Origin of the sequence: Novosphingobium subterraneum, assembly GCF_000807925.1 — a bacterium.
Taxonomy (GTDB): domain Bacteria; phylum Pseudomonadota; class Alphaproteobacteria; order Sphingomonadales; family Sphingomonadaceae; genus Novosphingobium; species Novosphingobium subterraneum.
Genome location: NZ_JRVC01000034.1, coordinates 66490 through 81248, shown reverse-complemented (window position 1 = coordinate 81248; position 14759 = coordinate 66490). Strand labels below are relative to the sequence as shown.

Sequence of the window (14759 nt, the reverse complement as noted above, 5' to 3'; positions counted from 1 at the left end):
CGGCGCCCCAAAAAAGGAGCGGCTATCAGCCCATCAATCCCGCACAGTGCAAGGCGGCCTACAGCCCACGGTTACGCAACTTCCATCACTCAGCCACCCGACGATGATGTCTCGCGCAAAGTCTCCCGGCGATACAGCCTTGTCCAATCCCGGCGGCGTTGCATGTCCATCAGCACCGTTACCAGTGTCATAGCCGTCTTGGGCGCGCCCTATCGCACGAAGTATGGGACGTCCTGACGCCCGGGCAGCAAGAGCAAGCGGTGCTCACCAGACTGTTACCCCAAACTAATCATTCCATTCGGGTCTAGCCGGCGAATTACCAGCAAGTCTTCCGGAGGACATCGCCTCGCGCTCAACCACACCTGCTCAATCTTGACGGGCAACCTTTGCAGGCTGTTTGCCTGAGGTGTTCTTAAGCCCGAATCTGCAACAGGGCCCCGTAAGTGTCCATGGTCGAGTTCTCTTGCCATCTTAGATTTCGCCTTAGCATCCGCTGCTAAGTGCATGGCTACACGCAATTCATTCCGTGACGTCAATTTCGCCGATACCCGAATGCGCGGCCGGGTCGCGCGACGGACGGCTTGTTGCCAGATCAGGCGCCCAAACCTGATCGATGCCCGATAGCAAACCATTCAATAGAGGTATGCTGCTTTGCTTTGTAACCTTGGTCAGATGGATTTCTGGGTCATAGCTCCGCAAGCTCGGTGAAAGCGTTTCAGGGTCGAGCGCGCCCATAGTCGACAGGAGGTTTGCGCGCGCAACATATTCTTCAGCAAGCGCGGCGTTGTAGCGGTTACGCGCGTCGAGTAAATCCCGTGCCAGATCAAGAAGCTCAAGAGTAGTCCTGAAACCAGCGCGCTCTTGTTCCTTTGCGCCTTCATATGCGCTGAGTGATGCTTGCAAAGACTTCCGACTGAACTCGACGGACCCACTGGCTGCTTGTAGCTTTGTCCACCTTGCTGCTACCTCTGCCCTGGTTTCGCGACCCGCAGCATCCAGCAATTGCCAATCAGAGTCATTGGCTTCTTCGGCCCTTCCAATCTCCGCTGACCGTTTGCCGCCATCCAAGAGAGGCATGGCAATCGTCAGTTGCCCGCGCAGCCGCTGCGTGCGCAAATTGTTACCATAATCTAACAACGTCCCATAGTCTGCTGAGCCCTTCAAGCTAAGAGTAGGCCGTGTCTCCGCTTTCGCCTGAGCCACGTGCGCGCGCGAAATGCGCTCGCGCATCCTGGCTGCCTGAAGCAGGGGATTATGCAAATCCGCCAAACCATAGGCTTCCTCAAGCGAGGACACAGGGAGTAGCATGGTTTCCGGAGCACTGAGATCGCCAGGTGCCATGCCTACCGCAGAATAAAATGTGCCCTGCTGAGCGGAAAGCCGAGCCTTTGCGTCGAGAAGATACGTTCGTCCCAATGACAAGCGAGACTCCACTTGCTGGACGTCCGTCAGCGTTATGTCGCGCTCGGCATACCTCGTCCGAGCGTCTGCAAGCTCCTTCTCCAAAAGCGAGACATTTTCGCGAGCAATGGTCACAGCACCAGCCTCACGAATAACACCGGCATAAGAGGAGATTACTTGCAGGAGAACCTCATTCTGGACAACTCGCAAAGCCTCCCGGCGATAGGCTATTGTTGCCTGCGCGGCTCCTACAGCCGCCGCAGAGCGGCCAAAAGTCAGCAGCGGCTGAGACAGGACCAGACTGGCAGTATTTGTAAAGCCTTGGTTGCTGGTCATAGTGCCCGGGAGGATTTCGTCTCGGTTGCGGGCAAAAGCCAAGCTGGCGGTCACGTCGAGCTCGGGGCCATAGGCCGATCGCGCTGCGGGCAGAGCAAAATCTGCCGCTCGCAAGACAGCTCTCTCGGACAGCAGACGCGGATTCCGAGCGTAGCTTGCCGCAATTGCATCTGCGAGGGTTGATACTCGCAAGGGTCCCTGTTCGCCTGGCGCAGACTTCGGACCTAAGCTTGCCTGTGGTTCTGCCAAGGGGATGGCGGTCTTTTCCAGCCCAAAAAGAGGACTGGGCATTGGCCTTGAATTCGAAGAAGTCACAGGTATCTCAACCAGCTTTGCAGAGGTGGTTTCGACAACCGGTCGCTTTGCACCGCTGATACTCCCGATGTCCCGAGCAACCGGGGCCACGTGGAAGACAGCATCATGGAGATATGCGTCGCCGGGTCTTGAAGGCGCCACAAGGCCAGAAGAGCTGCGCGTAACTTCAGTCCCGGGGTGCTTCACAGAAGCAGCGTCAAGAGCTCCACCAAAGTCCGAAGGTTCTGTTGAAATGGTTTCAGGCAGTGCTTTCGTTGGCGCCTCGGGCACCATGTCCGAAAAGCTCGAAGAGGGGCTAACCACAGCAGCGCTTGTGTCCGCTTTTACAGGCGTTGGGGCTGTTACAGACTTTGGGTCCGTCGGCGGTGCCTGGTCAGTCAGGATATCGGGGAGCAAATCAACATCTGTGGAACTCGGCACATCTGCCACCAAGGCCGCAAGTGGCGTCATCTTGGTCCCACTCTGTGCGTTGATCGAGGACACATTTTGCTGAACCGGCTCAGAGGGATGCGGGTCGGTGATCACAGCAACCGGATCGACCGCTACCATTACTTGGTCCCCATTATTGCTGCGAGGGACTTGCGAGAATTCCGCAGAGGCAAGCTGCAGTTGGGCTTTGGCGGCTTGTGGCTGGCCCGTTGTGTCGGAGGTGGCAATCGCCACTTCTGGCGCTCGCGCTGACAAGCTGGCCGACGCCGAGTGGGGCTCAGGGGAAGGCCAACGCAACTTGCTCGCCGTTTCAGCTGCTCCAATGGGATCGGGAATTTCTGGCATCAAAAGCTCCGATGCTTTGGCAGAGCCAATCTGCTCTGCCGAGGCGAATGTCGGAGACGGAAGTGCCAGATTTCCTTGGTCATATTGGGCATGCGTTTCAGCGTCATCTGGAAGACTGAATGGCGTGGCGCTATCTGCTCCTTGCAATTCCTGAATCAGGAAGAACCCGCCAGGAATTGCCGCAGCCGACACCAGCAGTTCTGCAGCACGACGCATCGTCATCCACCTCCCTCAGGTTTTAAGTCGGCCGCTCGATTCGGGCGGCGTACCGTTAATAGCGTCTTTTTGTGGATGTCCAAAATCGGGACACTTCTGGCGCAGTTTATACAGCACGACGGTTACGAGGCTGGTGTTGCCCAGAGCCCTTCAGGATCGAGGAAAATCATTCTGACGTCCGCCGAAGATCAAAACTGTGCATTCTCCGGTTTTTTCCGCACATTCCCGGAAGTGGATATTGCCATTCTTGGCACTAATCATTCAGTTAGGTTTCAGCCGGCAACCTTCAAAAGGGCGGTGGCGCATAATGTCTATCGGTATCAGGATTAAAGGGACGCGGATAGGCTCATCCTGAGGTGAGCCGAACGGAAATGGGAGTGGGTCGCAATGATATGTTCTAGCAAGATTGCAACTGACGATGGATCAAGCGTCGCGCAGTTGCCAACAAGAGGAACAGTGGACGGTTCGCGTAAGTCGAAGAACTACAAGCTGGGTCTCTCGGTGGGAGTATGTGTCTCGCTCATGGGCTGGCTGGGAATCGCGCTTTTGGCGCTAAGATTGTAGAATATTTATTCTTCTTCAGTGCTTTAATGTAAGGGTCGGTGGTTGCCCCTCGTGTAACTGATCCAGTTGAACGCCAACGCTGACTCGTCGGCCGCTGAAGATCGGAAAGCCAGAATTACTCCCCATGACGGGGAAGGCGGCAGTTATCGCCTACCTGCCCGAGGTAAATCCGTGACATGGACCAACAAACCTCAAACCCCCCTCCCGTAGATGATCGGAAACGTCAAGTCGTCCGATGCGGGTGGGTACCCCTGCGAGGAAAGCCCCGGCCGGACCTTAGAGAGTCCTGACCGGGGAAGTTTCCACTTTGACGAAATCTGGCATGATTCGCCTTTGCCAAGATAGGCGCGTTAACCAATTTTCCAATCCATTTGTTAATGATCTCGAAGAACCGTGCGCGGGCTTGTGCTTCGCTCGCGCTCTAAACGCCCGGATCCACTGAACACAGCGAAATCAGCAAGGTGGCGGCTCAGGAGAGCGCGGGCAGAAGCAGGTCGGGCAATGGTCCTGTCGCGCTTCCCCCGTTCTGGAGGCGCGCCCCCCTTTCTTTGCCCAAGGCTTGAAGCCATCTGGTGAGCCTTGAGGCAGGTCGCGTCAGTCATGATTGCCTAAGGTCGCCGGGCCTGCCATCGTCCGGGTGGCCCCATCCGTCGCACACCACCTGTTCCAGCGGTGGCACGATGCCTTGTTCATCCCGATTTTCCTTGGCACATCTGCCAGCGCGGGCCATCTTAGTTGACTCGGATGTTTGTGTGTGAGCTTGCCAGTCATCAACCCGCGGAGTGCCACGGCTCTTGAGAAACACGGCGATCCGGAGCCACTTCTCGTCCGCCAGCCAATAGCTCGCACGTGCTCAATCACCACGCGGAGCTGGAATCACATTCTTTCCAATTGGGTGGACCTGAGGCTTGGTCAAGCGAGGCCCGTGGACCTGAAGAATCGCGCAATCGGCGACATCTACAGGTAAAGGGGACGGTCGAAGCGCATAGCCCCAAAAAATATCATGATAATATTTATTAAGTTAATAATCGAAACAACTTGAAAAGGTCGTCGAATCATCGATTTCTCTACGAATTTATCTCTGCCACAGTTCTGGAATTTCGGCGCAATACAAGTCGAAATTGTAGGCGACAAGCTATGCATTAGGGCACGAGTATTGACATACGGCACAACTGTTGCGTTATACAGCAGGCGCTTGCGCCTTCTCCCGGTTTTTTGCGACTAAGGCCATTACGACATGATAGAGCATGCCTCAAGAAAAGCCGCGAGCGAATTGCGAGAAGCTGAAAGCCATCGAATTCAAGCTCTTGATTCAACTCGCATTTTTGCAGCATCTGCTGTGGTTTATGCCCATGCCGCCGACGCCCCGGCGATGCTGGGGCGCCTTGGCGTAGAGTATTTTTTTGCTCTATCTGGCTATCTGATTACTGGCATCCTCCTTCGTGCTCGTGGTACCGGAAGCAGGGATTTTGCGCGCCCTCTAGGAAATTTCTTCGCTAGGCGCTGCCTCCGCATCTGGCCTGCATATTACCTGCTTCTGGCGTTTCTGCTCTGGCGCAATCACGAACACATCAGGGCCAGTGCAATCTGGCATATTCTTTACAGCAGCAACGTACTGTTTTGGTTGAAGGATCGGTGGAACCCTTGGATTGCCAGTCATTTCTGGTCTCTTGCTGTGGAAGAACAGTTCTACCTGATATGGCCATTTCTCATTTACTGGACTAAGCGCGCCGTCCTGAAGTGGCTGCTTCCTGCGTTGGCATTTGCGTCCTGGGGGATGGCCTTTGCCTTGAGCACCTGTTTCCCTGGGCATTACAACGTCGGTTTCGACGTTCTAATGCCTTTCTCCCTGCTCAGTCTTGCAATGGGCGCAACGCTTGCAGTTTGGCGTTTGGAATGCCCACGGGCCTTGCGGGGCCTTAAACCCCTCGGCTATCTCTGCATAGTAACATTAATCATCAGCATTGCCATTCAAGGGACAGCAGCTTTGGAGTCATTCGGGACACGGCCGCTTACGACAATCTGCTTCGTCTGGTTCATCGCAGTGCTGTCCACCCAGACTTCGGGAACCCTGTCTCGCCTGTTGGCGGCTCGACCGCTGGTATACCTTGGCTCTGTAAGTTACGGTGTCTATCTCTATCACCTGCTAATGCTGTATTATATCGTACAATCGAAGCATGGACCACAACTTCCTTTGGGATTAGTTACATTTATCGCCACTTGGACGGCTTCGGTTCTTCTAGCCTGCTTGTCCTGGCACCTGATCGAAAAGCCGGCTAACGCGTTCAAGGCAAGATTCGTTTTCTAGCGCAATGCTTCTTATTAACGTCCGTCGTCTATCTTGGCGCCAGCGACGGAGCACGTTGAAGGTTTCGAGCGACTATGAGCGACTGCAGCTCGATATGAAACATTAGGAGCACACATGCTGAAGGATGTAGTTGTCCCGACAGCGCTATATCATCTGACCGTTGCTGAGGCGTTGGAAGCTGGTAAACTCGCTTCGCCGTTCATGGCATGGCTGTGGCATGAAGGTCGCCCGATTGCTTCGACAAAGCTCGTTGACGGCCATGGAGTGTGCGACATTGCATCGTGGGCGTCGCAGCAAGCTGTCGCGCCTGATACGGGTTCGCCGGCTGCCGTTCCCCATACCGTCTCGGTCATAATCTGCACACGTGATCGCCCAGAGCAACTGGATCGATGTCTCGCCTCTCTTGCTGGTCAGACCTTTCAACCACATGAGGTGCTCGTTGTGGACAACGCGTCCTCAACGACGGAAACAGCCGAGGTTGTCAGCCGGCATGGCCACATTTACCTGCGTGAAGATCGCGCTGGTCTTTCCCATGCCCGGAATACCGGCATCGCTGCCGCTTCAGGTGACATCGTTGCCTTCACAGATGACGACACAGTCCTGCACCCAGATTGGTTGCTACGACTTGAGGCTGCCTTTGACACTGACCATGTCTGGGCCGCGACCGGACTGGTTATTCCGGCAGAATTGCGCACAGAGGCACAATGCATATTTGAACTGGGATGGAGCTTTGGGCATGGTTTTGTCCGCAAGGACTATGATGCAAGCTACTATCAAAAAACCCGGATGCGAGGAACACCGACTTGGGAATTTGGTGCCGGCGCCAGCATGGCATTCCGGCGGGATATCTTCAACAAGATCGGACTGTTTGACCCCCACTTGGGCGCCGGCGCCTCGGGCTGTTCTGAGGACTCGGAAATTTGGTACAGGATCTTGCATGCCGGCGGCCTATGCCGTTACGAACCCGCTTCTGTGTTGTATCACTTTCATCGCGCCGACATGGCAGGACTGCAAAAACAGATCCGCGCCTACATGCGCGGACATGTTGTCGCTCTATGGATTCAATATCGCAAGTCTTCGGACATCGGGAATCTCAGGCGCCTTCTAATCTCGCTGCCACGCTATTACTTGCGCAAGGTTTGCAGAAGGGTCTTGCATGGCATCACCGTTCCCACCTGCACTCTGGGCGATGAAATAGCAGGGTATTTCTCAGGGCTGCACCACATTGTCAAAAATCACAGAAGTTTGTAAAATTTGCAGCGGCTCGATCTCAAGTCGGTCACACAAAATGACTTTTTCTTGAGATGTTAAGTCTTACCATTCAGAATGTTTCGAGGTCTTCAGCTTCCATCTGGCTGTAAAAGGCCAAATCCCTCAAAGGCCCGCTCTCCGCGACGCGTCCCTGCTCTATCACGATGCCATGAGAACACGCTTGCAACGTGCTTCGGCGGTGACTGACAACCAGCGCAGACTCAAACCTGCGGTGTTCCAGCAACAGTTGCATGATCGTCTGTTCCGAAAGACCATCGACGGCATTGGTCGCCTCGTCCAGAATAAGCAGTCGAGGGCGCACAAGAAGCGCCCGCGCGAGTCCGATACGCTGGCGCTGTCCGCCGGATAGACTCAGCCCCCGCAGTCCTACGCGCGAATCATAGCCAAAGGGCAGCCGCGAGATGAATTCATCAGCATCCGCGATGCGGGCTGCTTCCTCGATCTCGGCAAGGCTCGCCTCGGGGCGACCATAGGCAATGTTCTCTGCGATTGTTCCGTCAATCAAATCGATGTCCTGCCCCGCAATTGCTACATGTCGGCGCCACGCCCCTGCAGATATTTCGGATATGGCCGCATTACCGAGATACAGGGCGCCGGTTTCTGGCTCGATCAGACGGCACAGGAGATTCACGATGGTGGACTTGCCAGCCCCGGATCGTCCGATAAGCGCGGTTGACGTCCCATACGGGATTGTAAAGCTGGCCTCGCTTAATGCTGCACCCGAGCCGGTGGGATAGGAATAGCTTACGTTCTTGAAATAAATGTCATGGTGGGTTTCGGGCATTGGCCTGCCTCCCACCGCTGGTATCGGGTCATCCTCTTGCCCGAGCAGCCATTCGACCTGCTCCACCGATGCCCGCAACGGGGCTATCCCCAATCTCGCTTGGTCTAGTGCAGTTACCCTTGGCTGCATACGATAGAGCAAGACAAGAAAGGCCGTCGTTTCTGGTAGCGACATGGCCATTTCGCTCGCCACTAAAAGCACCGCGACAAACAGGATCGACTGCATCATTTCCAGGCGCGGCATTGACGATGCAGTGGCCTTTTGAACTGCGAGAAGGCTGCCTCGCAGGCGATCCGATACCTCCCTGAACGCCTCGTGTTCACGATCGTGCTGGCCGAACAAACGGATCAGGCGGATGGAGTTGATGATCAGAAGCATTTGCTGGGAAAGAGCGCCATTATCTTCCGTAACTGCCTGGCCGAGTTTGCGCAGTTTGCGCAGGAAGAGCGACTGAATGGCCCGGATTGCCACGACACCTGCCACGACGAAACAGAACAGTTTCCATTGAAGCAGGACCAGCATCACGCAAAACACGCAAAGAGCAGAAATCGAGATTATGACTGAGAAAATCAGCCTGACGACATCGGCGGCGCGCCAACTGTCCGTCGCGATGATATTAACCAGCTTGGTGCCGTCATGCTTGAGGAAAAAGGGGTAGTTTAATGACAGGATGCGCTCAGCCAATGCCGTTCGAATATCATGGCTGATGCGGCCCTCGACATAGGCGATGCGCGCCGCGTTTGCAGCCTGCACCATCCCCTTGGCAGATATCAGCAGCAGAATAGCAAACGCGACAGCGAGCACGCGCTGACCTTCCGGTAACGTGTTGAGCAAGCCGACCGCAGGGTGCAAGAATGTGGGCAGGCCGTTTGGAATCTGGCCGTCCACGACCAGCGAGAGCAAAGGGATGAGAAGCCCGATACTGCCGCTCTCCAGAAGACTGGCGAGGAGGCCGAACAGGACGATCCTGGGAAGCCAGGAGATGTAACGGCGGGCAATCGGAGCCAAAGGACCGTCGGGCCCGCGGGTGCCCAGCGGAAAGACGGTCGTGCTCCATTTTGAGTTGAATGCTACGGACATGCCGTTCCTTCGGTTTCCAATTTGCCGCATTGCCTCGTTGCATTCCTAACGCAACGCCGTCAAAAGAAACGTTAAGTTTTTCAAGGTAAAGACTAACGAAATGGAGAAACAAGCCGAATCTGTTGCCGTAGTGATTCCAACCTACAATCACGCCCGCTATCTAGGTGACGCACTAGACAGTATTCTTGCCCAGACAATCTGGCCGACAGAAATCATCGTAGTAGATGACGGGTCTGACGACAATCCCTCGGAGGTCGTTGCCCAATACCCCTCTGTATTCCTCCTGCAGCAGGCGAACTTGGGCTTGGCAGCAGCGCGCAACGCCGGTGCGGCAGTTGCGCAAGCAAGGTTCATTCTTTTCCTTGATGCCGATGACGTCCTTTCCCCCGAAGCGATTGCCTCAGGCTTAGCCTGCATGCGGAAAAATCCCGGCGCAGCCTTTGTCTACGGAGCCCATCGTCGCGTAAACGAGAAGCTGGAACCCACTGGTGGGTTGCGCTACATGGATGCCGGCACAAACCCCTATCTCACCTTGTTACGCTGCAATTCAATAGGGATGCATGCGACCGTCATGTACGACCGCGAGGTCCTCATGGCAGCAGGCGGTTTCGACCCGCTCTTGCCGCGCTGTGAGGATTATGACGTCTATCTGCGCCTGGCTCGTGCGCACCCAGTCTACAGCCATTCAGCATTGGTAGCGGACTATCGCTGGCATGAATCCAATATGTCCCAGAACCCTCTCGACATGCTGGCATGGGTTTTGCGCGTACATAAACGACATCACCCGCGAGGCCGAGATTTAGCAGCCATCCGCGCCTGGCGCGAAGGGCGCAGGATCTGGCGCGATTATTATGGCGAACTGGCCTGGACCCATTCCACAGGACATCACGGATGGATCGCTAGGAGCATAGGAAGGATCAAGGCATTGAAGGCGGCTCCAACAAGGATTTTGCGCAAGGGCGTTCGTCGCGTCGCAAAGGCCACCCTCGCAGCGATGCCGGAGGGATTTGCCTATCGCATCCGGAAGGCCGCGGGGCGCTCTGCGTCCCCTCCTGTCGGCAAGGTGCGGATGGCTGACCTTCAACGGATCAGGCCGATCAGCCCTGATTTCGGGTTTGATCGCGGCACCCCGGTCGACCGCCATTACATTGAAGGATTCCTTGCCCAACATTCGCAGGCGATTCAGGGACGTACTCTTGAAATTGGCGATGCAACGTACTGTACACGCTTTGACAACGGCATCACGCACCAGGACATTCTGCACATCTCCCCGGACGACCCCAACGCCACCATCATAGGCGATCTTGCACAGGATGATGTTCTGCCGCGTGACACTTTCGACTGCCAAGTCATCACCCAGACGCTACACTTGATCTATGACATGAAATCTGCGGTGCAGCAGCTACATGACGCTCTGCGTCCCGGCGGCGTTTTGCTGCTCACCGTGCCCGGGATTACGTCGATCGATCGTGGTGAATGGGGAGACACATGGTATTGGTCGCTCACGAGGACCTCGGCGGCTCGCTTGCTCGGCGATGTATTTGGTCCCGAAAACATCACCATTTCTGTGTTTGGAAATGCTTACTCGGCGACTTGTTTCATCCAGGGAATGGCGCTTGAGGAGGTCGAACAGTCCTTTCTGGATGTCATTGACCCCTCGTATCCGGTCATAATTGGCGTGCGAGCGGTTCGCGGTCGTGCTTAAACGATTGCATCGCCGGATCATGCGCGCTGCGCAATCGTGGACAGCTCCGCCCGCGCGCCAGCGGCCGGTGATCCTGATGTACCATCGCATTGCGGAGCCTGATGCAGATCCTTGGGAGCTTTGCGTGGCCCCGCAGAGGTTCAAGAGGCATCTGGCATTTCTGCAAAAAGCTTACCATCCCTTATCGGTGGACGAGCTTGTGGCCAGGATAGTGGCCCGCACTGTACCCGACAATGCCGTGGCGATAACTTTCGACGATGGTTACCGAGATAACGTGGTGATCGCGAAACCGTTACTCGAACAGGCTGGCGTCCCTGCCACCTTTTTTCTGACGACGGGAGCAATCGGCAAAGGTCGGCCCTTCTGGTGGGATGAACTTTGGGCGCTGCTTTGTGCTGGTCCACCAAAGGCGGAATTCATTATGGATGTCGCCGGACAGCCTTTGCAAGTGCAATGGTCGGACGACCAGCCGGCCACCAAGATGTGCACACCGTGGCGAGCGGGCGTGGAGCCGCAGACAGGCCGACAGCGAGCTTATGTTCTTTTGTGGCGCAACCTGAAGGACCTGTCACCACAAAGCCGCGACAAAGCTCTGAAAACCTTGCACGAACATCTTGGTGGTTCGGCAACGCCCACTTGGTCGGATCTTGATTTACCGATGAGCCTTGAAGATGCAGGCAGCTTGCCCTCGACTTGTATTTCTGTCGGCGGACATGCTCGAACTCACCACCCCTTGGTGGAATTTGATCCTGCACGACGTTGGCAGGAAATTTCGGGGAGCCGAGCCGAGGTTGCCGAGCAAACTGGGCAATTGCCGACAGGTTTCGCCTATCCTCACGGCAACTGGAACAGCGAAACACGCACCCAGGTGGCCGACGCGGGCTATTCTTGGGCCGTCACAACGCACCGCGCGGCCGTCATGCCCAAAAACTGCGATCCGTTCGCACTGCCAAGACTTGCTGTCGGTGATTGGTCAGCAGAACAGTTGCGCGATGAAATGGAGGCATTGCGGAGATGAGCAATATTCAAGCCGGGAAAATCTCCGTTGTAACAATCTTTCTCAATGGCTTGCCCTGGTTGCACGAAGCCATCGAAAGCGTCCTTGCGCAAACAGGAGTCAATTTCGAATATATCCTGGTGGATGACGGATCGGTAGATGGCAGTTCCGAACTCGGCAAGTCTTATGCAGCCCAATTTCCCGGGATTGTTCGCTACATCGATCATCCAGGACACGCCAATCGCGGAATGAGCGCATCGCGAAATGCGGGGGTCGCAGTAGCAGCTGGAGAATATCTTGCCTTCATCGATGCCGATGACATCTGGAAGCCAGGCAAGCTCGAACGACAATTGAGCATCTTTTCGAGATTTCCCGAGTTGGCCATGGTCGCGGACTCGGCAATTTATTGGAACTCTTGGAACGACGGGACGGACAAGACCATTCTGGCAGGACATCTCCAAAATCAGCCAGTCAATTCACCTGACGCCCTTTTGCATACTTATCCGTTGGGGCGTGCGCATGCGCCATGCCCTTCGGGAATCCTCATCCGGCGCTCGGCCTACGAAGCCGTCGGCGGCTTCGAGGCAAGCTTCACAGGTCCGCTTCAGATGTATGAGGATCAGGCGTTCCTCTCGAAGGTATATCTTCGGTTTCCCGTACTTTTCGCCGACGATTGCGACTTGCTGTACAGGCAACATCCGTCATCGTGCGTCGCCGAGAATGTTCGCTCTGGCAACTACGGCCAGGTACGGCTTCATTTTCTCCAATGGCTGGGCGCATACCTTGAACGCGAAGGCACAAACGATCCGCGTATTCGCGCCACATTGCGTCGCGCCTTGTTGCCCTTTCGTTTCCCCAACCTCTATGCTTTCCTGCGCCAATTGATCAGGCTGTCTCGCAAAGTGGCAAGGCCGGTGTTGCGGCAGGTAAGGCAGACGAAGCCAAGGCCAGTTTGATGGGAGCAAGCCCACCCTTGGTGAGCGTGATTCTTCCCGCTTACAATGCACAGACGACCCTCGGCGCAACACTTGCCAGTGTCCAGGCGCAAACCCACGAGAATCTAGAAATCATCGTTGTCGATGATGGCTCAACCGATACGACCCATGATCTGGTTGTCGCGGTACAAGCCAGCGATTCCCGCGTGCGCCTGATTCGCCAGGCGAATGCCGGCGTTGCCGCCGCTCGTAATCGCGCCTTGCTCGAAGCGAGAGGCGATTGGATTGCCCCTCTGGACGCCGATGATCTTTGGCACCCCCAGAAGCTTGCGCGTCAGCTTTCACGGCTGACACTCAATCCCAGTGCAGGGGTCTGTTATTGCTGGTCGGTTGATATAGACATGGCATCCCGTGTAACTGAGAGGCGCCTCCTCGTTCCCCTGTTCGAGGGATGGGTTTACGATGAACTGCTTCTTGACAATTTTCTGAGCAACAGCAGTTCACCTTTGATCCGCGTCGAAGATGCAAGAAGTGTCGGTGGGTGGGATACCGCGCTTCGCGATGCCAATGCGCAAGGGTGTGAAGATTGGGATTTCTATCTCCGACTCGCACGCGTAACCCCCTTCCAGCTCGAACCAGGTTTCTTGGTGGGCTATCGCCAGAGCGATACTGCAATGTCGCGAGATATCCGCCGGATGCGACGGTCGCACGCTCTCGTCATGGCACGACAGCCTGCTTCCTGTACCGAGAGTTGTCCTCATGCTCTCCGTCGCTCAGTTGCGCTGAATTCGCTCTATCTGGGTAAATTGGCGCTCGCGTCGGGGCGCCCCTTTGCGGCAATCGCGTTGTTTCTGGAAGCTGTGGCGCACGCGCCGAGGCTGATCCTGACGCGCCCTGTGCTTAGGGATCTCAAAACACTTGTGCTTTCGCGAGCACGTTGCTCTTCAGCTGGTCAGTCGCGTGGAGATATTATGTTCGCGGATCTAGATCCGAACCTACCAGCGATGGCGCGGAACATTATCGCGCTGCGAGGTGCGTGATGTCGTGCAAACCAGTAGTTTCGGTTATCATTCCGGCCTACAACGCTCAGGCCACCCTCGGCGAAACTCTTGACTCGGTTTTGGCTCAAACCTTCGCCCTGATCGAAGTCATAGTCGTCGACGATGGGTCGGTCGACCAAACCGCACAATTGGTTGAAAGATATTGTGCTGCAGACGATCGCGTCCGCCTGATCTCGACGGCCAATGGGGGGGTCGCCAAGGCCCGCAATATCGCAATTGAGGCCTGCCGAGGGGAATTTATTGCTCCACTTGATGCCGATGATGTGTGGCACAAACGCAAACTGGAGCTGCAGTACCGAACCTTTACCAATTCCGGCCCGGAAACCGGGGTCGTCTATAATTGGTTCCGGACCATTGACGACGCTGGTCGTATAACAGGGCAAGCCCCAATGCCGCGCGTCGAAGGTAACGTCCTGCACCGCCATCTGCAATGGAACTTCATTTCCAACGGCAGTACTCCGCTTATTCGCAGATCCGCGCTTGCAGACTTGCGCTATGACCCGAGTCTACATCTGGCGGGAAACCAAGGATGCGAAGACTATCTATTGCAATTGCAGCTAGCACTGCGCACCAGATTTGCGCTTACACCGGCTTTCCTCACCGGATATCGCCGTCTGCCAGGGTCTATGTCCACCAACGCTGGCACAATGATCCGTTCTCATATCCAGGTGTTTGAGAGCTTGCTTCCGATCGTACCTGAAAGCGCGCTTCAAATCATCGAAGACAGACTAGCCGGTTTCCAGATCGAGTATGCCCGCAACCGTGCCCGGCGAGCGGACTTGTGGGTGGCAGCGGCGGCAGGATTAGCCGGGCTCCGGCGCTCACCGGCGAGCGCGATGGCACAAGTCGCACAAGAAATGCGTCGAGCAGTTCGGCAAAAACCTGCGATTACTGCGACCGGTACCGCCGCCTTCCAAGACATTCTGGATCCCTTCCAGGCGACAGGTCGTGAAATATCCGGCCCCCGTCTACTCAGGATGACTGAACTTGAAAAACTTGACGTCGGCTGAC

9 protein-coding genes are annotated in these 14759 nt (G+C 55.8%); 7 read left to right on the top strand and 2 right to left on the bottom strand.

All coding sequences use genetic code 11. The features are described from left to right. Positions 1 to 519: 519 nt before the first annotated feature. Positions 520 to 3048 carry a TolC family protein gene (locus NJ75_RS24065; RefSeq protein ID WP_082013544.1) on the bottom strand — a complete coding sequence of 843 codons (2529 nt, stop codon included), beginning with the start codon at positions 3046 to 3048 and terminating at the stop codon, positions 520 to 522. Positions 3049 to 4843: 1795 nt separating this feature from the next. Between NJ75_RS24065 and NJ75_RS22240 the strand changes: the two genes are divergently transcribed. Next, positions 4844 to 5914 carry an acyltransferase family protein gene (locus NJ75_RS22240; protein ID WP_082013543.1) on the top strand — a complete coding sequence of 357 codons (1071 nt, stop codon included), beginning with the start codon at positions 4844 to 4846 and terminating at the stop codon, positions 5912 to 5914. Positions 5915 to 6028: 114 nt separating this feature from the next. Then, a complete protein-coding gene (locus tag NJ75_RS22235; RefSeq protein ID WP_039338402.1) occupies positions 6029 to 7165 on the top strand; it encodes a glycosyltransferase family 2 protein in 1137 nt (378 codons plus the stop codon). A gap of 70 nt (positions 7166 to 7235) precedes the next feature. Here NJ75_RS22235 and NJ75_RS22230 read toward each other — a convergent pair whose 3' ends face one another. Next, a complete protein-coding gene (locus NJ75_RS22230) occupies positions 7236 to 9050 on the bottom strand; it encodes an ABC transporter ATP-binding protein (RefSeq protein ID WP_062780542.1) in 1815 nt (604 codons plus the stop codon). A 100-nt stretch (positions 9051 to 9150) separates the two neighbouring features. Between NJ75_RS22230 and NJ75_RS22225 the strand changes: the two genes are divergently transcribed. The 5 genes from NJ75_RS22225 to NJ75_RS22205 are packed head-to-tail and all read left to right on the top strand — an operon-like array spanning position 9151 to position 14758. Beyond that, complete coding sequence (locus NJ75_RS22225) at positions 9151 to 10755, top strand: glycosyltransferase (protein WP_039338400.1); 1605 nt, start codon at positions 9151 to 9153, stop codon at positions 10753 to 10755. Between the two features lie 19 nt (positions 10756 to 10774). Continuing rightward, the gene (locus tag NJ75_RS22220; protein ID WP_082813161.1) at positions 10775 to 11773 is read left to right on the top strand and encodes a polysaccharide deacetylase family protein; all 999 of its coding nucleotides are present in this window, start codon (positions 10775 to 10777) and stop codon (positions 11771 to 11773) included. Continuing rightward, the gene (locus tag NJ75_RS22215) at positions 11770 to 12708 is read left to right on the top strand and encodes a glycosyltransferase family 2 protein (protein WP_039338397.1); all 939 of its coding nucleotides are present in this window, start codon (positions 11770 to 11772) and stop codon (positions 12706 to 12708) included. Before NJ75_RS22220 ends, NJ75_RS22215 begins: the two co-directional genes overlap by 4 nt. A 20-nt stretch (positions 12709 to 12728) precedes the next feature. After that, on the top strand, positions 12729 to 13727 hold the full coding sequence (locus tag NJ75_RS24060; RefSeq protein ID WP_169745766.1) for a glycosyltransferase family 2 protein: 999 nt from the start codon (positions 12729 to 12731) through the stop codon (positions 13725 to 13727). Beyond that, entirely contained in the window at positions 13727 to 14758 is a 1032-nt protein-coding gene (locus NJ75_RS22205) for a glycosyltransferase family 2 protein (protein WP_052242770.1), read from the top strand. Before NJ75_RS24060 ends, NJ75_RS22205 begins: the two co-directional genes overlap by 1 nt. Position 14759 lies beyond the last annotated feature (1 nt).

What these genes read in the sequence shown, in the direction of transcription:
- NJ75_RS24065 (WP_082013544.1), bottom strand. Translation starts at nt 3,048, where the DNA reads ATGACGATGCGTCGTGCTGCAGAACTGCTGGTGTCGGCTGCGGCAATT.
- NJ75_RS22240 (WP_082013543.1), top strand. Translation starts at nt 4,844, where the DNA reads ATGATAGAGCATGCCTCAAGAAAAGCCGCGAGCGAATTGCGAGAAGCT.
- NJ75_RS22235 (WP_039338402.1), top strand. Translation starts at nt 6,029, where the DNA reads ATGCTGAAGGATGTAGTTGTCCCGACAGCGCTATATCATCTGACCGTT.
- NJ75_RS22230 (WP_062780542.1), bottom strand. Translation starts at nt 9,050, where the DNA reads ATGTCCGTAGCATTCAACTCAAAATGGAGCACGACCGTCTTTCCGCTG.
- NJ75_RS22225 (WP_039338400.1), top strand. Translation starts at nt 9,151, where the DNA reads ATGGAGAAACAAGCCGAATCTGTTGCCGTAGTGATTCCAACCTACAAT.
- NJ75_RS22220 (WP_082813161.1), top strand. Translation starts at nt 10,775, where the DNA reads ATGCGCGCTGCGCAATCGTGGACAGCTCCGCCCGCGCGCCAGCGGCCG.
- NJ75_RS22215 (WP_039338397.1), top strand. Translation starts at nt 11,770, where the DNA reads ATGAGCAATATTCAAGCCGGGAAAATCTCCGTTGTAACAATCTTTCTC.
- NJ75_RS22205 (WP_052242770.1), top strand. Translation starts at nt 13,727, where the DNA reads ATGTCGTGCAAACCAGTAGTTTCGGTTATCATTCCGGCCTACAACGCT.